The organism is Burkholderia cepacia, from assembly GCF_029962485.1.
Classification (GTDB): Bacteria; Pseudomonadota; Gammaproteobacteria; order Burkholderiales; family Burkholderiaceae; genus Burkholderia.
In genome coordinates this window covers 1,400,429-1,423,251 of record NZ_CP073638.1, presented here as the reverse complement: position 1 = coordinate 1,423,251, position 22,823 = coordinate 1,400,429, and the positions used below count along the sequence as shown (strand labels likewise).

At 66.6% G+C, this 22,823-nt stretch carries 15 protein-coding genes; 3 read left to right on the top strand and 12 right to left on the bottom strand.

The genetic code is table 11. From position 1 onward, the window contains the following. Positions 1-4 precede the first annotated feature (4 nt). The gene (locus KEC55_RS22660; protein WP_282511026.1) at positions 5-1,471 is read right to left on the bottom strand and encodes a PLP-dependent aminotransferase family protein; all 1,467 of its coding nucleotides are present in this window, start codon (positions 1,469-1,471) and stop codon (positions 5-7) included. Positions 1,472-1,706: 235 nt separating this feature from the next. Between KEC55_RS22660 and KEC55_RS22655 the strand changes: the two genes are divergently transcribed. Then, positions 1,707-2,357, top strand: coding sequence for a pyridoxamine 5'-phosphate oxidase family protein (locus KEC55_RS22655; protein ID WP_282511025.1), 651 nt, complete (start codon positions 1,707-1,709; stop codon positions 2,355-2,357). Positions 2,358-2,414: 57 nt separating this feature from the next. Here the strand turns inward: KEC55_RS22655 and KEC55_RS22650 are convergent, their stop codons facing one another. From KEC55_RS22650 to KEC55_RS22625, 6 genes are all read right to left on the bottom strand, one after another. Beyond that, on the bottom strand, positions 2,415-4,121 hold the full coding sequence (locus tag KEC55_RS22650; RefSeq protein ID WP_282511023.1) for a DUF3300 domain-containing protein: 1,707 nt from the start codon (positions 4,119-4,121) through the stop codon (positions 2,415-2,417). Between the two features lie 450 nt (positions 4,122-4,571). After that, positions 4,572-6,404, bottom strand: a complete 1,833-nt coding sequence (locus KEC55_RS22645; protein ID WP_282511022.1) for a S53 family peptidase — start codon at positions 6,402-6,404, stop codon at positions 4,572-4,574. A 1,645-nt stretch (positions 6,405-8,049) separates the two neighbouring features. After that, the gene (locus KEC55_RS22640) at positions 8,050-8,742 is read right to left on the bottom strand and encodes a response regulator (RefSeq protein WP_282511021.1); all 693 of its coding nucleotides are present in this window, start codon (positions 8,740-8,742) and stop codon (positions 8,050-8,052) included. A 101-nt stretch (positions 8,743-8,843) separates the two neighbouring features. Beyond that, a complete protein-coding gene (locus tag KEC55_RS22635) occupies positions 8,844-10,274 on the bottom strand; it encodes an efflux transporter outer membrane subunit (protein WP_282511019.1) in 1,431 nt (476 codons plus the stop codon). A gap of 4 nt (positions 10,275-10,278) precedes the next feature. Further along, on the bottom strand, positions 10,279-13,422 hold the full coding sequence (locus tag KEC55_RS22630) for a multidrug efflux RND transporter permease subunit (RefSeq protein WP_282511017.1): 3,144 nt from the start codon (positions 13,420-13,422) through the stop codon (positions 10,279-10,281). A 20-nt stretch (positions 13,423-13,442) separates the two neighbouring features. Then, positions 13,443-14,603, bottom strand: a complete 1,161-nt coding sequence (locus KEC55_RS22625; RefSeq protein WP_282511015.1) for an efflux RND transporter periplasmic adaptor subunit — start codon at positions 14,601-14,603, stop codon at positions 13,443-13,445. Positions 14,604-14,775: 172 nt separating this feature from the next. Here KEC55_RS22625 and KEC55_RS22620 point away from each other — a divergent pair, with 172 nt between their 5' ends. Continuing rightward, on the top strand, positions 14,776-15,225 hold the full coding sequence (locus tag KEC55_RS22620; protein ID WP_432626314.1) for a phosphotransferase: 450 nt from the start codon (positions 14,776-14,778) through the stop codon (positions 15,223-15,225). A 5-nt stretch (positions 15,226-15,230) separates the two neighbouring features. On the opposite strand, the gene KEC55_RS22615 is transcribed toward KEC55_RS22620, so the two are convergent. The 5 genes from KEC55_RS22615 to KEC55_RS22595 all read right to left on the bottom strand — a co-directional run bounded on the left by KEC55_RS22615 (position 15,231) and on the right by KEC55_RS22595 (position 21,885). After that, on the bottom strand, positions 15,231-15,842 hold the full coding sequence (locus tag KEC55_RS22615; protein ID WP_282511012.1) for an ankyrin repeat domain-containing protein: 612 nt from the start codon (positions 15,840-15,842) through the stop codon (positions 15,231-15,233). 77 nt (positions 15,843-15,919) lie between these two features. Further along, complete coding sequence (locus KEC55_RS22610) at positions 15,920-17,455, bottom strand: catalase (protein WP_282511009.1); 1,536 nt, start codon at positions 17,453-17,455, stop codon at positions 15,920-15,922. Positions 17,456-17,680: 225 nt separating this feature from the next. After that, the gene (locus tag KEC55_RS22605; protein ID WP_282511006.1) at positions 17,681-19,168 is read right to left on the bottom strand and encodes an efflux transporter outer membrane subunit; all 1,488 of its coding nucleotides are present in this window, start codon (positions 19,166-19,168) and stop codon (positions 17,681-17,683) included. Between the two features lie 13 nt (positions 19,169-19,181). Further along, complete coding sequence (locus tag KEC55_RS22600; protein WP_282511003.1) at positions 19,182-20,768, bottom strand: MDR family MFS transporter; 1,587 nt, start codon at positions 20,766-20,768, stop codon at positions 19,182-19,184. Beyond that, a complete protein-coding gene (locus tag KEC55_RS22595) occupies positions 20,761-21,885 on the bottom strand; it encodes an HlyD family secretion protein (protein WP_176045967.1) in 1,125 nt (374 codons plus the stop codon). The genes KEC55_RS22600 and KEC55_RS22595 overlap by 8 nt, the downstream gene beginning before the upstream one ends. A 92-nt stretch (positions 21,886-21,977) precedes the next feature. Here KEC55_RS22595 and KEC55_RS22590 point away from each other — a divergent pair, with 92 nt between their 5' ends. After that, positions 21,978-22,811, top strand: a complete 834-nt coding sequence (locus KEC55_RS22590) for a CerR family C-terminal domain-containing protein (RefSeq protein WP_282511001.1) — start codon at positions 21,978-21,980, stop codon at positions 22,809-22,811. Positions 22,812-22,823: the final 12 nt, after the last annotated feature.

Sequence of the window (22,823 nt, the reverse complement as noted above, 5' to 3'; positions counted from 1 at the left end):
ACGCTCAGCGGCGCGTGCGGCCGAGCCGTTCGATGACGGCCGCGAACTGCGTCGTTGCCGTCTCGATCGTCGCGTCGTCCAGCCCGGAATAGCCGAGCACGAAGCCGTTGTACGGGCGGCCGTCGCCGACGCGATAGTTGCTCAGCGGCTGCAGCAGCAGGCCATGCGCGGACGCGGCGCGCGCGACGTCAGCGTCGTGCAGCGGCGCCGCCAGGTCCGCAGACAGATGCATGCCGCCCGGGCTGTCACGCACGCTCAACGCGGTGCCGAGATGGCGGGCGAGGGCCGCTTCGAGGCTGCTGCGCCGGTCGGCGTAGAGTGACCTCATCTTGCGCAGGTGCCGTGCGAAGAGACCGGTGTCGATGAATTCGGCCATCGCGAGCTGGTCGGCCGAATGTCCGCGATGGACGAGTTCGCGCAGCGTTCGCGTGAAGCGTTCGACCAGGGCAGGCGGTACCACCATGAAGCCGAGCCGAAGGGCGGGAAACATCGTCTTGCTGAACGTGCCGAGATAGCAGACTGGCGCGTCGGGATGCAGGCCCTGGATCGCGGGCAACGGCTGGCCGCCGTGTCGGAACTCGCTGTCGTAATCGTCCTCGATGATCCATGCACCGCACGCGCGCGCATGCTCGACGAGCGCTGCTCGCCGTTCCGGGCTCATCAGCGAGCCGAGCGGGTATTGATGCGATGGCGTCGTATAGATCAACCGGGGCGGCTGGGTACGCCACTGTTCGCCCGTGGGCGCCATCCCTTCGTGATCGACCTCGATCGGCACGAGGTTCAGGTCGGTCGACTGGAAAGCCGTCCGGGCGCCGTTGTAGCAGGGATTCTCGAGCCAGCCGTATTCGCCGGGATTCGCGAGCATGCGCGCGCACAACTCGAGGCTGCCTTGCGTGCCGTCGGTGATGAATACCTGATTCGTGTCGCAGCGCACGCCTCGCGACACGCGGATGTATGCGGCCACCGCACGCCTGAGTTCGGGCAGCCCTTCGGCCGGGCCATACGCGAGGTGGGCGGGCTTGATGGTTTTCCACGCGCGCTCGATGCAACGACGCCACTGTGCAACGGGGAATTCGGCGAGCGAGGGCAGGCCGGGGACGAACGGCAGCATGCGTTCGGGCTCGGGATCGGCGTTCTCCAGTCCGTGCACGCGCGCCGACAGCTGAACCGCGGGCGGACCGTCTTCATTCGTGGTGCTCGCGCGGCCGGATCCGTCCCATCGCGTGATCGTGCCGTTGCGCGTGGCAGCCACGAAGCCTTCTTCCGCCAGGCGCTCGTACGCATAGACCGCCGAATTGCGTGCAATGCCCAGCTCGGCCGCGAGCACGCGCGTCGACACGAGCCGCGTGCCGGGCGGAAGGTGCCCGTCGAGCAGCAGGGTGCGCAGGCTGCGGTACAGCGCTTCCTGCTGGCTGTGTCGGGTCGTGCCGTCCTGTCGGGAAAGCGACGAGATGAGCAGCGCGAGATCCATAGGCTGGTTCCAGAAATTTCCGTTGTGCTGGTTCTTTTGAAGATGCCACGCGCATCGTATCGTTCACGTGCTCGCGGTACAGGCCAGAGCGCAAGGCGTTCCGGCGATCGTCGCGGCGCGTTGCACGCGCGTATTTTGATCGATTTGACGCGCGACTGTCGACGAGCCCGGCGGCGGCGCGTTCGGCCGAGAATGCAGCGCGATACCGATTCAATTCATTTCGCAGTACATAAATATGAAAGACCAGACTGAAATTTCGCCGACACCACGTACAACCATTCGACGGCTCCCCGAGCTGGCCAGTCACGATCGCGCGATGCTCCACCGCATCGTGGACGAGGCCTACGTTTGCCACATCGCGTTCGGCGACGGACAGAACACGCACTGCATCCCGACCGCGCACTGGCGGCGGGGCGACGTCCTCTATATCCACGGATCCAACGGCAGCCGGATGATCAAGGCGCTGGCGGCGGGCGCGCAGGCTTCCATCGCGATCACGTTGCTGGACGGTCTCGTGCTGGCCAAGTCAGCCTTCAACCATTCGATGAATTATCGATCCGCGGTGATCTACGGGCAGTTCGATGGAGTGGAGGGCAGTGAGGAAAAACTCGCGGCGCTGGATGCATTGATGGACAAGATCGCACCGGGCCGCAGGCATGAAGCGCGGCCGGGCAATGCGAAGGAACTCAATGCGACCAGCGTGCTGCGGATTTCGATGGACGAGGCGGCCGTGAAAGTCAGCGATTCGCTGCCGTCCGACAAGGAGGAAGATCTGGAACTCGCCGCCTGGGCCGGAATCCTGCCGCTGAAGATGACTCGCGGCGCGCCGGTGCATGCCGACGGCAACGTGCCCGTGCCGGACTACGTGCGGAACTGGGCCGATTGAATCGTGCATCGACGGCCGGCAGCGCGCATGCGGCGCTGCCGTGCCGCGGGGTGATGGCTATTCCGGACGATGTTCGCGCGATTCGTGCTCCGGGTGAGACTGGGCAGGGTGCGGATGCGCAGCCGCCGCGTGCTCGGTTGCCGGCTGCCGGGGTTGCGGTGCCGCATGTTCCTGCGGCGGCGCTTCGGCGTGTGGCTGCATTTCCTTGCGCTGTTGCTGCTGTGCCTCTTCGCGCTGCTGTTGCTGTTGGGCCTCGCTGCGTTGCTGCGCTTCCAGGCGTTGCTGCTGCTGGGCTTCGTTACGCTGCTGGGCCGCCGCGCGCTCCTGCTGTTGTTGCACCGCATTGCGTTGCTGCATCGCTTCGCGTTGCTGTTGCTGCGCGGCGTCGTGCTGCTGCGTTTCTTCGCGTTGTTGCTGCTGTTGCTGGGCCGTCGCACGATGTTCCTGCGCGGTACGCTCCTGCTGCATCGCCTGCTGCCGCTCGTCGTGCATCGCGCCGGGCGGATGCTGCGCCGGTGCCTCGGCATGCGGCGCGTTCGCGCGGTTCTGTGCGAATGCTTCAGGCGTGGGGCGTGTGCCGGGGCGCGCGTCGTTTGCGCCGAAATGCGGCATCGTCATCGGCGCGGCGCCCGCGCGCTGCTCGATGGCCTGTCCTCGCATCGGTTCGGCGCCCGGCTGTACGGTGTTGCGTTCGATCGTCGTGTTGTTGGTGGTGGTGGTGGTGACGTTGCCGCCGTAGTTGTTCGTGATGCGCGTGTTGCGGATGTTGGTGATGTTGTTGATCACGGTGGTCGACTTCGTCACGTACGTGGTGTGGTTGTACACCACGGCCGGGCGCTGCCAGCCGCCGTTCCACCCCGGGCCTTCCGGACGCGGCGCACCCCAGTTCATGCCCCATGCATGCCAGCCCCAGTCGTGGTGCCCGAAGATCGCGGCGCCGACGGCGACGCCGACACCGAACGTGATCACGCTGGCCGCAACGACTTCGCCGGTGCTGTATGCGGGCGGACGGTACACGTAGCCAGGGTAGGCCGACACCGGCTCGCCGTAGACGACGGTCGGGTTGTACGACGGCACGTACACGACATCCGGCTGCGCGGACTCGATCTCGATCGCCTGCACGGGCGGCGGCACGATCGCCGGCCCGGCGTACACCACGGGCGCGTCGGTGGCCGGCGTATAGCCGGTCGGCGCGGCCTGCGCGACTTGCGTGACGCGCATCTGGCCGCCCGAGCGCAGATGACCGGACGTCTGCGCGCGCTGGCGCATCACCTGGATCGCGTTCATCACGTCGGTCGGATCGTTGTAGTACGCCTGGCCGAGCGACGTGGTCCAGGCCGGGTTCGACGCCATTTGCGCCAGTACCGCGGGGAAGGCGGTCAGCGCCTTGACGGACGGGTCCCACGGCTGCGTATCGGCTGCGCTCGCGAGTGCCTGCCCCTTCAATGCCGGATTCTGCGTGACCCAGTTGTTGGCGGCCGTCACCTGGTCCGGATACGTTGCACCTGCAAGCACCAGTGCGACGAGCTTGTCGGGGAACAGCGCGATCGGCGCGACCATCTGGTAGAGCTGGTCGGCGCTCGGCGGCGTGTAGGCGACGGGCGTCGAGGCCGGCTGCGCCGCGGCGGCCGCGCTCGCATCGCTCGCCGGTGCGGCGGTGCTGCTGTCGCCGTTCTTGTTGCAGGCCGACAGGCCGAGCAGCGACACGATGAGGGACGACGCGATCAGCGTCCTGACGGGGCGGTAGGCGCGGTTGTTGTTCATGAGGTTCGTTCGGTGTGGTGGCAGCGTTGGCAGGCACGCGGGCTGTGCGATCGGCTTGGGCACTGTGCCGCGACCGTGCGCGCATGCGCCGACGGCGTCGGCCGGAGCGGGCGGCAAGATCGTGTTCGCATGGTGGAAGTCCCGCGACGAATCGTCATATTCAGTTAAACGCACGACACGCGCGGAAGTGTCGGGGTGTTGTGTAACAGTGTGTGTACCTTGCAGTCCGTAAGCGGGCGGGCACCCAACGGGTAATCGATCTGAAAGTTGCTGGCGCAACGATTGCAAGGTCGGCGCGCGTATCGTCTCGCTGGATGCTCGCTTCGCGAGATTGCGCGGAATGCAGAAAGCCCGCGACGGCTTGCACCTGTCGCGGGCTTTTACGCGGTTGCGTGCGGTCCCGGGCGCACGCATTCGCGCGCACCCGGAACCGGGTCGGTCATCGGCTCATCAGCGCGCGAAATCCGACGTGCTCTGGATGAACGCGTTCAGCTTCGAGATGTTCACGCTGCCGAAGCCCGTCGTTGCGTCCCAGCCGGCCTTCGCCTTGTAGCCGTAGGTGCCGCTGCCGTTGTTGCCGGACGTGACGTCGTGCAGCAGCGCTGCGTTCGACGGGAAGTACTTGTAGATGCTCGACGCGGGGAAACCCAGCGCATTGTTGTTGGCCGACTGCAGCCGCGCCCAGATGCCCGTGAAGATCGGCGCGGCGAGGCTCGTGCCGCCTTCGTTGTTCAGGTAGCCCGAGCCCCACAGCGTGTCGGACGTCTGGCCGTTCACCACCAGAATCGCGCCGGTGCGCAGGTCGGCGTCGAAGCCTACGTCGGGCAATGCGCGCTTGGTCGATCCGGTCAGGGTTGACGACTGCCACGTCGGCGCGGCCTCGTACTTGCTGTACCCGCCGCCCGTCGACCACACGGTGCCCGGTTGCCAGCTCGGGTCGTTCCAGACGATCTCGCTGTTGTACGCGTTGGTGGACGTATTCGTGAACAGCGTCGTGCCACCTACCGCGATCACGTACGGCGACGTGGCCGGTTCGCTCACCGTGTAAGTGGAGCGCGACGGCGTGCCGCTTGCGCATTCGTACGCGCCGTGGTCGCCGGCCGAAACGGAGAAGGTCTGCCCTTGCGCGACCGCCTGCTTGAAGATGGTGTCGTCGGTCGCCTGCGAACCGGTGCTGTACGCCGACGATTCGCACACGCCGAGCGACACGTTGATCACCTTCGCGACGTTGTCGGTCACGACCCGGTTGTACGCGGCCGTGATCGCGGTGAGCGTCATCGACGGTGCGGCATAGAACACGACCTGCTTCACGCTGCCGCCAGCCGAGCCGACGATCGACTGGCTGTCGAGGTTCCACTCGACGGTGCCCGACGTGTCGGTGTACGAACTGCCTGCCGGGCCCGTCTGCACGATGGTGCTGCTGATCGTGCCGAGGCCGTTGTTCGCGGCGAACGTATTGAGGTCGCTAACGGTCTGGGACAGGTCGCCTTCGGAGATGATGCCGACCGTGGTCTGCGAGGCCGTCGGCGTGCCGTCGCCGCCGTAGATCGACGAGAACTCGGTCGGGTTGTGCGGCACCGCCGACGCGCCGGCCGGGATCGTCAGGTTGCTGGTGTTGCCTTGCGGCTTGCTGCCGGCGCCGGTATGCATCAACTCGACGTTCTGCAGCCCGAGCACCGCGCCCACGATGTTGCCGATCGCGTTCGGCACTTGCGCGGCGTCGGTATTCGCATAGACGCTGCGGCCGTTGCGCGTGAAGCGCTTGAGCGTCGTGCGGAACGCGGACTTGATGGTCGCCGCCGTGCCGGACGCCGATACCAGCAGGCGGTTCGGTGCGACCACGATGTTCACGAAACCTTCCTTGCGCAGGTGCGAGACGACGGACGCGACTTGCTGGTCGGTCGGCGCGTATTGCGCGGCAAACTGCGCGGGCGTGAGGAACTGCTTGTAGTGCGGCGAGCCGGGCGTATGCAGGTCGCGCAGGTATTGGTCGAGTTGCGTCTCGTTGCGCAGGTTCAGCCCGAGCACGATGTCAACCGATTCGCCGGGCGCCAGTTCGACGGCGGCCGTTGCAGCTGCCGCCGTGCTCGCGGCGGGCGCGCCGGCGGTACCGGCTTCACTTTGCTGCACGAGCGGCAGGAACCCCTTGGTGCGCGTTTCCGTCCAGCCGGCCGCTGGCGCGGCATGGGCGGTCGCGATGCCGATCGACGCGACGGCTGCGGCGGCGGATGCGAGCTTGACGATGCGAATGTGCTTTTGTTTCTTGTCTGCAACCTGATTCATTTGAATTACCCCTCCGGTTGAACATCGAACGGCACGAACAACAACGGTCGACGGCGATGCGGGTCATGCACCGCCGTGTTCTGTCGCATGCATGCGGATGGCACGGACGCGACAGGGCCTTTCGCCCGATCCGGAGAGATGGGTTTGCTCCGGGGGCGAAATACGGAAAACGTGATAACGGGAAGGCTGCACTGCGAGGCAGCCGCGCCGGACTTGACGCGGGCGGGATTGCTAGAGCAACAGTTTCGTTGTCCTGCTCATTTGTTTCGGTCCTTCGGCCCGCTGCCGGATGACAGCTGTCCAATGATATGCATCGGGATATTGCATGCGCCGGCGCGCGAAAGAATCAGCCGGCGGCGAGCACTGCGGTGCGGCGGAAGCGAAAAAACGTAGAGCGGAATCGATTGCGTGGTGGGCAATCCGTCAGATTGCTTGCATCGGACGGTATCAAGAACGAAAGCGAAGTGTCAAACTTTTTTTGATTATATGAAACAAAATTAAATCGAATAAAGCGCAATGATTTTGAAAAGATCGACGGCATTTTGTAATGCTCGAAACCGGCAAGAAGGGTAATGCCGGAATCGATTCGCCGATCCTTTCCGATTCGTTTCGTAATAGGGCGGTTGCTATCGAGGAAATGCTCGAATCGCCGGCGCGTGCCGCGGGATGTCGAATTCGAGGACGGCGTCTCCACCAAGCGATGCGAGCAGGCGGATCTGCCCGCCATGCGCCTGGACGACCGCGCGCACGACGGACAGGCCAAGCCCGTCTTCGACGAATCGTCGCGAACCTTCGTCTTCGATTCGGACGACGGCGCCCGCAGGGCGGTCCTCGACGAAGAGCTTCAGCCTCGCCGGTGCGGAATGGCGCCGCATGTCGTCGAGCAGCGCGAGAACGGCCTGGCGGATGCGCGCGCCGTCGCAAGTCACGACGGTCGCGGCGGTCGTCAGGTCGATGGCGACCCCCGCTTCACGAAACGCTTCGCGAACCGAATCGATGGCGCTGGCGATTTCGCGGTCGAGCGCCGTCGAGCGCAGGTCGAGTGTCAGCGCCTCGGGCTGTTCGGCAACCTGAAGGTCATCGACGAACCGGAACAGGCCGTCGACCTGGTGAAGCAGCGCGTCGCGTGACGAAGTACCGGTTTCGTTGGCGAGCCCCTTGATGATTTCGAGCCGGGTTTCGAGTTCCGCGAGCGGCGTGCGCATCGAGCGACTGCCGCTTCCGGTGGCAGATTCCGGAAGGGAGGGAGTCCTATGTTTCAGTTGAAAGGTCATCGCATTGAAATCCTCGATGAAGCGCGACAGGTCGGCCGTGCAGCCGTCGCGGGAAACCACGCGCACGGACATGTCGCCGGCGACGATGCGGCCGGTGTTGTCGGCAATCGTGTCGAGCGCCGCGAGCGTGCGGCGCATCTGCCGGAGCAGATCGAACGCGGCTGACAGCAGGCACACGAACAGCACCGTCGCGAGCACCAGGTAAGTGGACGCATTGCGGATCATGGCGCCGGCCGTTGCGTCGTGCGGCAACACGACCGGGTGACGCAACACGGCAAGGAGGAAGGCAACGGTACAGGCGGTCAGCACGGCGACGATCGCGCCCAGGCCGATCGCCTGCCCGATGTGCCGGCCGGGTCTCGCCGGCAGCGTCACTGCATGCCCCGCAGCCGGTAGCCGACACCGCGCATCACTTCGGGCATGCCCGGCGCGCCGGCCTGTTCGAGCTTCCTGCGCAGCCTGCAGATGTGGCTGTCGACCGTGCGCTCCAGCGCGCTCACGTCGGCCATGCACGCATCGAGCAGTTCGCCGCGCGTGAACACGCGGCTCGGCGATCGCGCCATGTGTGCGAGCAGCCGGAATTCGGTCAGCGTCAGCGTGATCGGTATCTCGGCGGAGTCCGTTCGCACGCGGGCCAGATAGCTGTCGGTGTCGATCTCCAGGGCACCGACGCGCAGCATGCGCGTGGCCGGCGGCGCGGCCGACCGGCGCAGGATCGCGCGCAGCCGTGCGACGACTTCGGCCGGGTTGAACGGCTTGACGATGTAGTCGTCCGCGCCGGCATGCAGTGCCTGCAGCCGGTCGAGGTCGCGGTCGAACGCGGTGAGGACGACGACAGGCGTATTGCCGCGCCGCCGCAGCTCGGTGAGCACGTCCCAGCCGTTCTTCTGCGGCATCTTCACGTCGAGCAGGATCAGGTCGGGCTTCAGGTGCGGTTGCACGTCGAGCACCGCTTGCCCGTCGGCGACGCGGTAGGTGCGAAAGCCATCGTGGGTCAGGTACGCATCGAGGATCTCGGAGATGTCGGGCTCGTCTTCTGCAATCAGTATCAGGGAATTCGTCATGGAGTTTGCCGTGCGATGTCGAACAATCGGGGCAGCCCGTTGCCGGGCTGAATCGCGCCGTTCCGTCCCGCTGCTGCGCGGGGCGGAACGGCGCCGTTCGTTCAGTTCTGCACCACGCTCTGCGACGGCGCGACGTCCTTGTCCGTCAGGCCGCCACCGAGCGCCTTGTACAGCGCAACGGCGTTGCCGAGCTCGCTGCGACGCAGGTCGAGCAGCGCCTGCCGTGCCGAGTAGAGCTGCCGCTGCGAATCGAGCAGTTCCAGCCGCCCCTCGATACCCGCGCGATAGCGCAGGTTCGACAGGTCGGTGCGGCGTTCGGCCGAGCCGACCACGCGTGTCTGCGCTTCGATCTGGCGGCCGAAGGTTTCGCGTCCGGCGAGACCGTCTGCCACTTCACGGAATGCAGTCTGGATCGAGCGTTCGTACTCGGCGACCGCGCTCGACTTGCGCACTTCCGCGAGACGCAGCTCGGAACGCAGCCGGCCGCCCTGGAAGATCGGCACCGTGACCTGCGGCGCGAAGCTCCACGTGCGCTGGCCGCCGTCGAACAGGCTGCCCATCGCCGGGCTGAGGAAGCCGATCGACGACGTCAGCGACAGGCGCGGGAAGAACGCGGCGCGCGCGGCGCCGATATCGGCATTCGCGGCGACGAGATTCTGTTCGGCCTGCTGGATATCCGGGCGACGGAACAGCAGTTCAGACGGCAGGCCGGCCGGCAGTTGCGTCATCACTGGTTGCTGCCGAAGCGGCACCGGGTCGGGCAGATCCTTCGGCAGCTCGGTGCCGACCAGCAGGCGCAACGCATTGCGTGCCTGCTCGACAGCGCGCGTGCGCGCCTCGAGATCGGCCGTGGCGCTTGCGACCTGGCCTTCGGCTTGCGCGATGTCGACGCCGCTCGCCTGATGTGCTTCCTTCAGGCGGCGCGCGAGATCGAGTGACTGCTGCCAGTCGGCGAGCGTGCGCTCGGACAACTGGCGCTGCTCCAGCGCGAGGCGTTCCGCGAAGTACGCGTCGGCGACGCCGCCGACCAGCGAGATCTGCACCGCGCGGCGGCCATGATCGGTCGCGAGGTAGCGTGCGAAGGCCGCATCCGACTGCGACTTCACGCGGCCAAACAGGTCGATCTCGAACGCGCTGATACCGACGTTCACGCCGTACTGGTTCTGCGTCGTGCCGAACAACGGCGGACTCGACTGCGTGTCGTCCGACGTACGCTGGCGCGTGAAGTTCGCGCCGGCGCCGATCGACGGCAGGCGCGCGGAGCGCTGGATGCCGTACTGCGCTTCGGCAGCCTCGACGTTCAGCGCCGCGAGGCGCAGGTCGCGGTTGTGCTCGAGCGCAATCTCGATCAGGCGCTGCAGGCGGCGATCGCCGAACATCGTGCGCCAGCCGAGATCGGCGGCGTTGGCCTTGAGGTCGGCGGCCGCGGCGGCCGTGTAGGCCGTCGGCACCGGCATCGAGGGCTTGACCAGCGTCGGCGCGAGCGAGCAGGCCGACAGGGCGAGGACGAGGGGAAGAATAAGCAATCGCATGGCATCAACCTTCCTGTCCGTGAGCCGGGGCAGCCGGCTGCTTGCGGGAAGCCCGCCATGCGCCGATACGCTCCTGGATACTCATCACGAACACAAAGAAAACAGGGACGAAGAAAATGGCCAGTACCGTGGCGGTCACCATGCCGCCGAACACGCCGGTACCGATCGCGTGCTGCGTTTCGGCGCTGGCGCCGGTCGCGATCATCAGCGGCACGACACCGAGGCCGAATGCGAGCGAGGTCATCAGGATCGGGCGCAGGCGCAGCTTCGATGCCTGCACGGCCGCTTCGATCAGCCCCTTGCCTTCCTCGCGCAACTGCTTCGCGAACTCGACGATCAGGATCGCGTTCTTCGCGGACAAGCCGATCACGGTGATCATCCCGACCTTGAAGAACACGTCGTTCGGCATGCCGCGCAGCAGCACCGCACCGATCGCGCCGATCAGGCCGAGCGGCACCACCAGCATCACCGACAGCGGGATCGACCAGCTTTCGTACAGCGCGGCGAGCACCAGGAACACGACGATCATCGACAGCGCCATCAGCATCGGCGCCTGCGACGCCGACTGACGTTCCTGCAGCGACTGGCCGGTCCACTCGACCGCGAAGCCCGGCGGCAGTTGCGCGGCGAGACGCTCCATCTCGGCCATGGCGGCGCCGCTCGACTGGCCGGGGGCGGCCGTGCCCGAGATACGCGCGGACGGGTAGCCCTTGAAGCGCACCATCTGCAGCGGCGTGTCGGCCCATACCGGGCGAACCACTTCGGACAGCGGCACCATGCCGCCGGCCGCGTTGCGCACGTACAGCTTCATCACGTTGTCGATCTGCATGCGTGCCGGCGCATCGGCCTGGATGATCACCTGCTGCATGCGGCCCGCGTTCGGGAAGTCGTTCACGTAGGTCGAACCCATCGCGGTCGACAGCGTGTCGCTGAGCGTCGTGAACGACACGCCGAGCGCCTGCGCCTTCGCGCGGTCGATCTCGAGGCGGATGCTCGTGCCGGCGGGGAGGCTGTCCGGGTACACGCCGGTCACGACCTTGCTTTGCGCGGCGAGTTCGAGCAGCTTCGCTTCCGCCGCCTTGAGCGCCGCCGTGCCCTGGTTGGCGCGGTCTTCCAGGCGCATCGAGAAGCCCGAGCTGTTGCCGAGTTCGTCGATTGCCGGCGGCAGCAGGCTCATCACCGTGCCTTCGGTCACGCCGGCCATCGCCTGCTGCGCGAGCATGCCTTCCTCGATCGTCGACGAGCTGCCGCGGTTCTTCCAGTCCTTCATCACGGACCAGTTGATCGCTGCGTTCGAACCCTGGCCCGAGAAGCCGTAGCCGATCACGGAAATGCTCGACTGGATTGCCGGACGCGAAGCAAGATGCTTCTCCAGCGTGTTGACCACGTCATGCGTACGCTCGGCGGTAGAGTCCGCGGGCAGCAGAAAGCTGGTGATGAAGTAGCCCTGGTCCTCGTCCGGCAGGAACGACGACGGCAGGCTGCGGAAGCCGAACACGAGCGCGCCCGAGATCGCGACGAACACCAGCATCACGCGGCCCGTGCGGCCGACCAGGCGGCCGACGCGCGTCTCGTACCATTTCGTCAGGCGATCGAAGCGTCGATTGAACCAGCCGAAGAAGCCGCGCTTCTCGTGGTGGCCCGGTTCGAGCGGCTTGAGCATCGTCGCGCACAGGGCCGGCGTGAGCGTCAGCGCCAGGAGCGCCGAGAACAGGATCGACACGGCCATCGACATCGTGAACTGCTTGTAGATCACGCCGACCGAGCCGCTCGCCATCGCCATCGGCAGGAACACCGCGGTCAGCACCAGCGTGACGCCGACGATCGCGCCGGTGATTTCCTTCATCGCCTTCGAGGTTGCATCCCTCGGCGACAGTCCTTCCTCGGCCATCAGGCGTTCGACGTTCTCGACGACGACGATCGCATCGTCGACGATGATGCCGATCGCGAGCACCATGCCGAACATCGTCAGCACGTTGATCGAGAAGCCGGTCATCAGCATCACCGTGAACGTGCCGAGCATCGCGACCGGCGCGACGATGGCCGGAATCAGCGTATAGCGCACGTTCTGCAGGAACAGGTACATCACGAGGAACACGAGCACCATCGCTTCGAGCAGCGTGTGCAGCACTTTCTCGATCGAGATCTTCACGAACGGCGACGTGTCGAGCGGGATCGAGTAGGTCATGCCCGACGGCATCGACTTGCTCAGTTCGGCCATGCGCGCACGGATCGCGTCGGCGGTCTTCACCGCGTTGGCGCCCGGCGCGAGCTGCACGCCGGCGAGGGTGGCCGGCTTGTTGTTCTCGCGGCTCACGAACGTGTAGTTTTGCGAGCCGAGTTCGATGCGCGCGACATCGCCGAGCACGACCTTCGAGCCGTCCGCGTTCGCACGCAGCACGACCTTCGCGAACTCTTCCGGCGTCGTGAGCTGGCCCTGCGCGGTGAGCGGCACGGTCACGCGCTGGCCCGGCAGCGCAGGCAGCGCACCGAGGCTGCCCGGCGCGATCTGCACGTTCTGCTGGCCGATCGCGGTCGTCAGGTCGCTCATCGACAGGCCGAAATTGATCAACTTCTGCGGATCGACCCAGATGCGCATCGCGCGTTCGGAGCCGAACTGCAGCACACGCCCGACGCCGTCGATTCGCCGCAGCTCCTCGGACACGCTGCGCGCCATGTAGTCGGCGAGCGCGCCTTCGTCGAAGCGGCCGTTGTCGGAGCGCAGCCCGATCAGCATCAGGAAGCCGGACGACGCGGATTCGACGATCAGCCCGTTCTGGCGTACCGCCGCCGGCAGGCGCGGCTCGACCGACTTGATCTTGTTCTGCACGTCGACCTGCGCCATCTCCGGATTGGTGCCGGGCTTGAACGTCACGGTGATCTGCGCGGAGCCGGACGTATCGGCCGACGATTCGAAGTACAACAGGTTCTTGACGCCGGACAGTTCACGCTCGATGAGACTCAGCACGCCGTCGTTCATCGTCTGCGGCGTGGCGCCCGGGTAGCTCGCGGTGATCGTGACGGACGGCGGCGCGACCGACGGGTAGCGCGCGACCGGCAGTTGCGGGATCGCGATCAGCCCGGTCAGGATGATGAAGAGTGCGATCACCCACGCAAACACCGGGCGGCGGATAAAGAATTCAGCCATGACTGGAGGCTCCTCGTGACTCAGTGCGCGGACGCGGTGGTGGCCGCGTCAGGCGACTTCCAGTCGGTCGCGGCGGCCGGCGCGCCGTCGATCAGGCGTTCCATGCCTTCGACGACGATCTTCTGGCCGGCCTGCAGGCCCGACTTGATGCGGTAGCTGCGGTTCGTCAGTTCGCCGACCTCGACAGCCTTCAGATGCGCGGTACCCTTCGCGTCGAGCACCCACACCTGCGGCTTGCCGCCGGCGCGTACGACCGCCTGTTGCGGCACCATCACCGCGTTGGCGTAGTGCGCGCGCGGAATGCGGGCACGCACGTACATGCCCGGCAGCAACTGGCGTTTCGGGTTGTCGACCAGCACGCGCAGCAGCACGTCGCCGGTGCCCGGATCGACGTTGACGCCCGAGAACAGCATGCGGCCGCGCGCGTCGTAACGCGTGTCGTCGTCGCGCAGCACATCGACCGGCAGGCCATTGCTGTCCGGCGTTTGCGGTTGCGCCGCGAGGGCGCCGCGCAGCGATTCGAGCGACGCGGCCGGCTGGCGTACGTCGACGTAGACCTGGTCGATCTGCTGGATGCGCGCCATCGGCTGGCTGTCGCCGCTCGACACCAGCGCGCCTTCGGTCACGAGCGCCTGGTCGATGCGGCCGGCGATCGGCGCCTCCACGGTCGCGAATTTCAGGTCGAGCTGGCGGCGCGCGAGCGTCGCGCGGGCCTGCGCGACATCGGCGGCGGCCTGGTCGCGTTGCGAGACGGCGTCGTCGTACACCTGGCGGCTGATCGCATCGGCTTCGACGAGCGGCTTGAAGCGCGCCGTCTGTACCTTCGCGCGTTCGAGCGCGGCCTGCGTGCGCTGCAGCGATGCGGCGGCCGTGTCCATCTCGGCCTTGAAGGGCGCGGGATTGATCTGGAACAGTGGCTGGCCCACGCGTACTTCGGTGCCTTGCTCGAACAGGCGGCGCTGCACGATGCCGCTCACCTGCGGGCGGATCTCGGCGACCCGCACGGCCGCGACGCGGCCCGGCAAGTCTTCCGTCACGTCGAGGCGCGTGGCGGCCACGGTCATGGCCGCGACCGGCGCGGCCGGTGCGGCGGCCTGCTGTTCGGAGGGCCCGCAACCCGCCAGCATCGCCGCCACCAGCGCGCATACGGCGCCGTAGCAGCATCGTTTCTGATTCTTCATAGCGACTCCAGGAAACGCAGGCAGCCCACTGCCTGCTTTGACGGGGCGGAGTTTGCGTGGATTAGTTGGCGTCTTTTATGCGGAAAGATGGAGATTCGATGGAGCCGGCGAAAGGAACCGAAAAGAGGGTGTCAGCCGGCGTCGCAATGGTCGGGGGAAGGGGTGCGAGTGGATGCTGCTGAGTGCGGTGCGCGGCGACAACCTCGAGCTGGCGCGGCTCGCACCGGCGTCGAAGGTGACGATCGTCGCCGATGCGCTGCGTGCGCTGCATCGACTCGATCCGGCCACGTGCCCGTTCGATCACGGCGCCGCGCTTCGCATCGAGCGCGCCCGGGCGCGGATCGACGCGGGGTGCGTCGACGAGGACAACCTCGACGACGCGAATACGGGCGTGCCGCTCGACAAACTGTTCGCGAGGCTGCTGGCGCACCGGCCGTGCACCGAGGACCGTGTCGTCACGCACGGCGATCCACAGCGGATCACCTTCTACCGGCTGCTCGACGCGTTTTTCCGAGCAACAAGAACAATGGCAAAGCGGCTCGGCATTTTCCTGTCTCCGTGCGATGAAACCAACGGCACGATGGCACGGTGCGTTCGCATTGTTCAGACGGTTGGCGCGTAGTCGCGCTACTGCCTGGCGCCGGCTTGTCGCAGCGCATCCGCGGCGTAGGTGTTGTCGTGCGTCAGCGCAAGCTGCAGCAGCGACTGCCCGCGCCGATCGACATGGTTCGGGTTCGCGCCGTGCGCGACGAGTAGCGGAATCAACTCGAAGCGATTGAACAGCGTCGCGAACCCCAGCGCGGTTTCGCCGGCGCCGTTCGTCTGGTCGATCGGGCAATGCGTGTCGATCAGGCGACGTGCGATGCCGGGTTCGTTCTTGAAGAGCGCACCCATCAGCGCCGTGTTGCCGTGACGATCGCCGGCGCATGCGTTGGCGCCGGCCGACAACAGGTAGTCAAGCGCGGCAGGCTGGCCGTCGTAGGACGCGAGTATCACGGCCGTATAGCCTCGGCTGTCGGTGGCATCGACGGGATACCCGGCGTCGTGCAATGCACGCAGGATGTCGACGCGACCGACGCGTGCGGCATCGAACCAGTCGCCGTCATAGCGGCGCAGTGCGGCGGGATCGGCCTTGCCGTACGCCGGCCGGTCGGGCAGGTGCGCGCAGCCGGCGGTCGTGGCCAGCACCACGGTCATGGCGGCCGCGCGGATCGCGCGCGTGAAGCGTTCTGAGCGCATGGGAATGTCCTGATGAAGAGGTCGGGCCGACGTGCGCGGCACAAAGACGCACGTCGGCGGCGACTGGTGTCGCGCGATCAGTTCTCGCTCAGCTTCGCCGCGAGCGACTGCACCTGCTGAACGTTCGCGTGAACGGCCTGCGCGAGCCGCGTGCCGTAGTCGGCATCGGCCTTGTAGAAGTACGACAGCATCGCGTACTGGTTTTGCGCGTTCTTCACCTGGCCGAGATCGCCGGACAGCGCGGTGACGAGGTCGTCCTTGTCCTGCTGCGACAGGCCGCGGTAGTACTCGCCGGCCTGACGGAACAGCAGCTTCTTGCGGATCGCCTCCTGCTGCGTCGTGCCGCCGAGCGCCATACGCACGGACTTGTACTGCGGATCCTGCGCGAGCTCGTGTTGCGTCGACGGTTCGTAGTTCACCTCGCCCTTGCGGTCGCCCGCATTCATCTTGCCGTCCTGGTTGTTGTTGACCACCGGCACGACAGGGCGGTTGATCGGCAGGTCCATGTAGTTCGCGCCGAGGCGGTACATCTGCGTGTCAGCATACGCGAACAGGCGATCCTGCAGCATCCGGTCCTCGGACGGTTCGATGCCCGGTACGAGCCGCGACGGCGCGAACGCCGATTCCTCGGTCGACTGGAAGTAGTTGTCGGGCACGCGATTGAGCGTCATCGTGCCGATCTTTCGCTCAGGTACGCCGGTCCACACCTTCGTATCGTCCAGCGCATCGAAGTCGAAGCGATTCAGCTCCTTCGGCGTGAGCACCTGCACGTACAGATCCCATTTCGGGAAATCGCCTTGCTTCAGCGCGCCGTACAGGTCGTTCGTCATCATGTTCCAGTCGCGCCCGATCGATGCGGCGATCTCTTGCGGACGCAGGCCATGCACGCCTTGCTGGCTCTTCCAGTGGAACTTCACGTAGTGCACGTCGCCTTGCGCATTGACGAACTTGAACGCATGCACCGCAAAGCCGTCCATGCGGCGATACGAATCGGGCATACCCGCGTTCGTGTACAGCATCGTCAGCATGTGGGTCGCTTCGGGCGTGTGCGCGAAGAAGTCGAATGCGAGGTTCGGGTCCTGCACGCCGGTCACGGCGCTTGGCTTGTTCGCGTGAACGAAGTCGGGGAACTTGATGCCGTCGCGAATGAAGAACACGGGCCAGTTGATGCCGACCATGTCCCAGTTGCCCTGCTGCGTATAGAACTTCACCGCGAAGCCGCGCGGATCGCGCGCCTGTTCGGGCGAGCCGCGATAGCCCATCACGGTCGAGAAGCGCACGAACACCGGCGTGCGGGTGCCCGGCGTGAAGACCTTCGCTTTCGTCAGGTCGGAGATGTCGGCGCTCGGCACGAACTCGCCGAAGGCGCCGGTGCCGCGCGCATGCACGACGCGTTCAGGAATGCGCTCGCGATCGAAGCGCTGCAGCTTCTCGATGAGCGCGGAGTCCTGCAGCAGCACGGGGCCGGCAGGGCCGGCCGTCTGCGAATTCTGGTTGTCGCCGACGGGGGCGCCGGTGTCGCGCGTGAGCTCGGCGGCGTATGGGGAAGCGGAGAGGGCAACGCAGATCGCGGCGACTGCGTGCCGCAGCACGCGATGGGAGGATGGGGACATGACGATGGAACTCCTTGAATCCGATCGGTGGTGGGGAAGCCGACTGAATTAGAAGAGATCGTCAGATGATTGGCTAATTGATATTCGATATGTTTTCGATAGCCGAGGTGTCGAAGCTGCGCGGGCCCACTCGTTGCGGACGAAACGAATCGGTATTGTTGCGCACGCAATGAGTTGTTGCGGCGTGCATGATGTGGCGATCGTGCATCATGCGCACCGGCGCCGTCACCCCGCGTTCGCCTGCCAGCCGAGCCCGAGGCTCTTCTGCACGGACACGTAGTCCTTGATCAGCTCGGCTTGTCCGGCGATCACGTTCTGCTGTGCGGACAGCGCTTCGCGTTGCGTATCGAGCAGGTCGATCATCGACGCGACGCCCGCACGATAGCGCTCGTCCATCAGCGAGCGCGAATGCACGGCCGACGTCTGCACCTTCGTCAATGCGACGACGTGCTCGCGCTGGTGCCCGTAGCGCTGCAATGCCGTGTTGGCATCCTGTAATGCGCCGAGCACGGCCTTCTGGTAATTCGCTTCCGCTTCGTCGCGCGACGCTTCGGCTGCTCGTACCGCGCCGCGCGTGCGCCCGAAGTCGAGGATATTCCATTGCAGGTACGGCGCACCGACCCACGTGAAATTCTGCTTGCGGAACAGGTGGCCGGGGTCCGTCGCGCTGAAGCCGAGATCGCCGAGCAGCGTCACCTTCGGGAAATAGTCGGCCACATGCTCGCCGATCTGCGCGTTGCTCGACGCGAGCCGGCGTTCGGCCGCGCGAATGTCGGGGCGCTGCTTCAGCAGTGCGGCCGGATCGCCGATCGCGACGCTGCCGGGCAGCGTCGGCAGCGGGGCGTCCGTTGCCGACAGCGCGGCGTCGAGCGCACCCGGCGCACGGCCCGTCAGGATCGCGAGCCGGTCGAGCGATTCCGTCACCTGCGCATCGAGCGGGATCAGCGACGCGCGCGTGGTCTCGACCTGCGTCGTCAGGCGTTCGATGTCTACATCGGCCGCGACGCCGCGCGCGCGGCGCTGCTGCGTGAGTTCGAGCATCGTCTGCTGCAGCTCGGCCGTGCGCTGCGACAGCGCAAGCCGCTGCTGCTGGTCGCGCAGGTCGACATACGCGTTCGCGACTTCGGCTGCGATCGACACCTGCGTATCGGCGAGATCGGCGTCGACGGCTTCGGCCTGCGCGGATGCCGCTTCGACCGCACGACGTGTGCCGCCGAACAGGTCGATTTCCCAGGTCGCGTCGAAGCCCGCCGAATAGAGTTGCAGCGGCCCCGAGCCGCCCAGCGACGGCGACGTGCCGCCCGACTGGCTCGACCCGTTCGACGGCAGCAGCGAGCCGAGTGCGCTGACGTCCGGTTCGCGCATGCGGATGGCCGCTGCGGTGGCCGACGCTTTCGGCAACTGGGCCGCGCGCTGTTGCGAGAGCTGCGCGCGCGATGCGCGCAAGCGTGCCTGTGCCGCGTGCAGATCGGGGTTGTAGACGAGCGCGGCGGTGATCAGGTCGTCGAGCTGGCGATCGTTCAGCGCGTGCCACCACGCGCTCGGTGCGGGCGCGGTGGTGTCGATGCCGGAGGCAGGCGCGCGCACGAAGGTCGGCGCATCGGGTGCGGCGGGCGCGCCGCGATAGTCGGGGCCGACCGTGCAGCCGGCGAGCAGGCACGCGGCCGCACACAGCGTGAGCGCAGGGCGGCGGGGCAGGGGGAAGGGTTTCATCGCGTAAGACGGTTCAATGGCCGGACGACATCGGTTGCGGCCCGCGCGGCGTTCTCAGCAGCAACGCGAGCGGCACGCAGGCGAGCAGTGCGAGGCCCAGCAGGTAGAAGGTTTCGGAGTAGGTCATCACGACGGCCTGGATCTGGATCTGCTGCGCCAGCTGGCCGAGCGCGCGCATGTTCGAATACGCGAGGTCGCCGGTGTGGGCGAACCAGTTGGCCGCATAGGCCGACAGCCGTTCCTGCCCGATCAGCGAGTTCGCGGTCACCGATTCGCGGAGCGCGGCCGTATGGAAGGTCGTGCGCCGGTCGATCACGGTGCCGATGATCGCGAGCCCGATCGAGCCGCCGAGGTTGCGTGCCATGTTGTAGAGCCCTGCCGCATCGCCCGAGTCTTCGCGCGCGACGGCCGCCATCGACGCCTGGTTGAGCGGCATCATCGCGAGCATCTGCGCGACGCCGCGGATCAGCTGCGACCACACGAAATCGTGGCCGACGCTCTGCGCGGTCAGGCTGATGTCGAGCATGCAGCTCAGGCAGAACAGCAGCAGCCCCGAGATCACGAGGATGCGGAAATCGACCTTGCCGAGCAGGCGCGGCAGGATCGGCATCACGAGAAAGGCCGGCAGCCCCGACAGCAGCATGATCGCGCCGGCCTGCTCGGCGTTGTAGCCGGCGACGATCGCGAGGAACTGCGGCAGCAGGTAGGACACGCCGTACAGGCCGGCGCCTACGGCTGACACGATCACGATCACGCTCGCGTAGCGCGGGTTGCGCATCAGCGACAGCCGCATGATCGGCCGCTTCGCGAAGCGCTGCGACAGCGCGATCAGGATCATCCCGGCGAGCGACACGAGGCTCAACGTGACGATCATCTGCGATTCGAACCAGCGTTCGCGCTGGCCTTCCTCGAGCACGACGGTGAGCGAGCTCAGCCCGATCGCGAGGCCGGCGATCCCGAGCCAGTCCGCGTTGAAGAACGAACCCCATTGCGGGCGATCCGACGGCAGCCCGAACACCAGCAGCGCCATCAGCAGCAGGCACACGGGCAGGTTCAGGAAAAAGCACCAGCTCCAGTTCACGTTCTCCGCAAGCCAGCCGCCGAGCACGGGGCCGAACAGCGGCCCGAGCAGCACGATCAGGCCGAACAGCGTCATCCCGACCGGCAACTGCGACAACGGCAGCCGCGTGCGGATGATGGTCTGCGCGGTCGGGATCAGCGCACCGCCGGTGAAGCCCTGGCCGATCCGGCCGGCGATCATCATCGGAAGCGAATGCGACCAGCCGCACATCATCGAGAACGCGATGAAGAGCGCGGAGTTCGTCAGCAGGAAATTGCGCAGCCCGAACACACGCGTGAGCCACGCGGCGAGCGGGATCATCACGATCTCCGACATCAGGTAGCCGGTCGAGATCCACGTGCCTTCGGTGCCGGTTGCGCCGATTTCGCCCTGGATCTGCGGCAGTGCGGAGTTCGTGATCGAGATGTCTAGCGTCGCCATCAGCGCGCCGAGCGCGCCGGCCGCGACCGCGATCCAGTCGGTCACGCTCGCGCGGCCTTCGTGCGGCGGCGCGGGCATCGTGGCGGGCGTATCAGCCATGGCGCTGCTCGTCGCGGGCCGAACGCGTATCGACATCGACCGTCACCGACAGGCCCGGCAGCAGCATGCGCTGCGCACGCGCGTCCGCGGCGAGGCGGATGCGTACCGGCACGCGCTGGACGATCTTCGTGAAGTTGCCGGTCGCGTTCTCGGGCGGCAGTAGCGCGAACTGTGCGCCCGTGCCCGGCGCGAAGCTGTCGACGACGCCGGACAGCGCGCCGTCCGGCAGCGCATCGACGTGCAGTTCGACGGGCTGGCCGATGCGCATCTGGCCGATCTGCGTTTCCTTGAAATTCGCGACGAGGTAGATCGCATCGACAGGCACGACGGTCAGCAGGCGCGTGCCGGGCTGCACATATTGACCGACGCGCACCGTGCGATCGCCGACGCGGCCGGCGAGCGTGCTGCGCACGACCGTGTTGTCGAGGTCAAGCTGCGCCTGCGCGGCGCTGGCCTGGGCGGCCTCGAGCTGCGCGCGCGCCTGCTGGAGCTGCGCGGTAAACGATGCGATCTGCGTGCGGGCGGCGGCGATCGATGCGTTATTCGCGGCGAGCGTCGCGGCCGCCTGGTCGCGCGTGCTCTTCAGGTCGGCCACGCGTTCGTGCGTTTCGGCGCCGGTCGCCGCGAGCGGTGCATAACGTGCGTATTCGTCGTTCGCGTGGCGTGCGTTGATCTGCGACACCTTCGCCTGCGCGTCGGCCTGTTCGAGATTCGCGTGCTGCTGGCTGATATCGGCTTCGGCGCGCGCGATATCCGCGCGGCGCGCGTCGACGGTCGCGAGCGATTGCGCGAGCGCGACCTGGTACTGGCGGACGTCGAGCCGCACGAGCGGATCGCCGGCCTTCACGGCCTGATTGTCGCGCACATACACGTCGGTCACGTAGCCGGCGACCTTCGGCGCGGCGGTCATGCTGTCCGCCTGCAGGTAAGCATCGTTGGTGCTTTCGATGAAGCGGCCGACCGTCCACCAGCGGCCGAGCCAGACGGCGCCGCCGATGACCGCGAGCACGGCGACCACGAGCAGGATGCGCCGCTTCGATCCGACCTTTTCGTTGCGCGGCGTTGTTCCGGTTTCCTGACGATTTGCTTTCTGTGGCGGGTCTTGCAGCGTCGACATGCTGGCATCCAATTTATTCCGAGTGGAAGAATTATTCCAGTTGCTAGAATTGTGTCAAGTAGAATGTCGATCGATCGAATGACGAGGAAGGCATGAACGAAGCGAAGAAGCTGCGTCGCACGTCCGCGAGCGGCTACGCGCGCGGCGACGAAACGCGCCAGCGGATCATCGAAGCGGCGATTGAACTGTTCGGCGAACGCGGGTTCGCGGGCGCATCGACGCGCGAGATTGCCGCGATGGCCGGCGTGAACGCACCGGCGCTCCAGTACTACTTCGAGAACAAGGAAGGCGTTTACCGCGCGTGCGTGGAGACGATCGCCGAGAACGGCTGGGAGGTGTTCGCGCCGTCGGTCGGCCATGCGTGGGCGATGCTCGACGCGGACGCGGACGTCGACGTGCTGATCGACGCGTTCATCGGGCTGCTGCGTGCGTTGTCGGACCGGATGTTCACGGCGCCGAAGACGATGAACCAGCGGTTGTTCTTCGCGCGCGAGCAGGTCGGCCAGGAGCCGGCAAGCGCGAGCGAAATCCTGATGAAGCGCATGCGCAAGCCGCTCAACGACGTGAGCGCCGAGTTGATCGGCCGCATCTCGGGGCGGCCGGCCGACGATCCCGTCACGCGCTTGCGCGCGATGAGCCTGTTCGGGCAGATCACGGTGTTCCACATCGCGGAGCGTTCCGCGCTGCAGGTGCTCGAATGGGATGCATTCAATGGCGAGCGCGCGGCGTTGCTGATCGAGACGATCGCCGACCAGACGCGCGTGCTGCTCGAACAATGGCACGCGCAGTGCGATGCGTTTGCCGCCGGTCCCGAGGCTGCCGCGAAGCGCAGGCCGCGTGCTGCGGCGGAACGCACGGCGAAGCCCGGCGCATCAACCTCCGCGGCGAACAACACGCGGCGCGTGACCAAGCCCGCCGCACGTTGAGCGCGGCGGGCC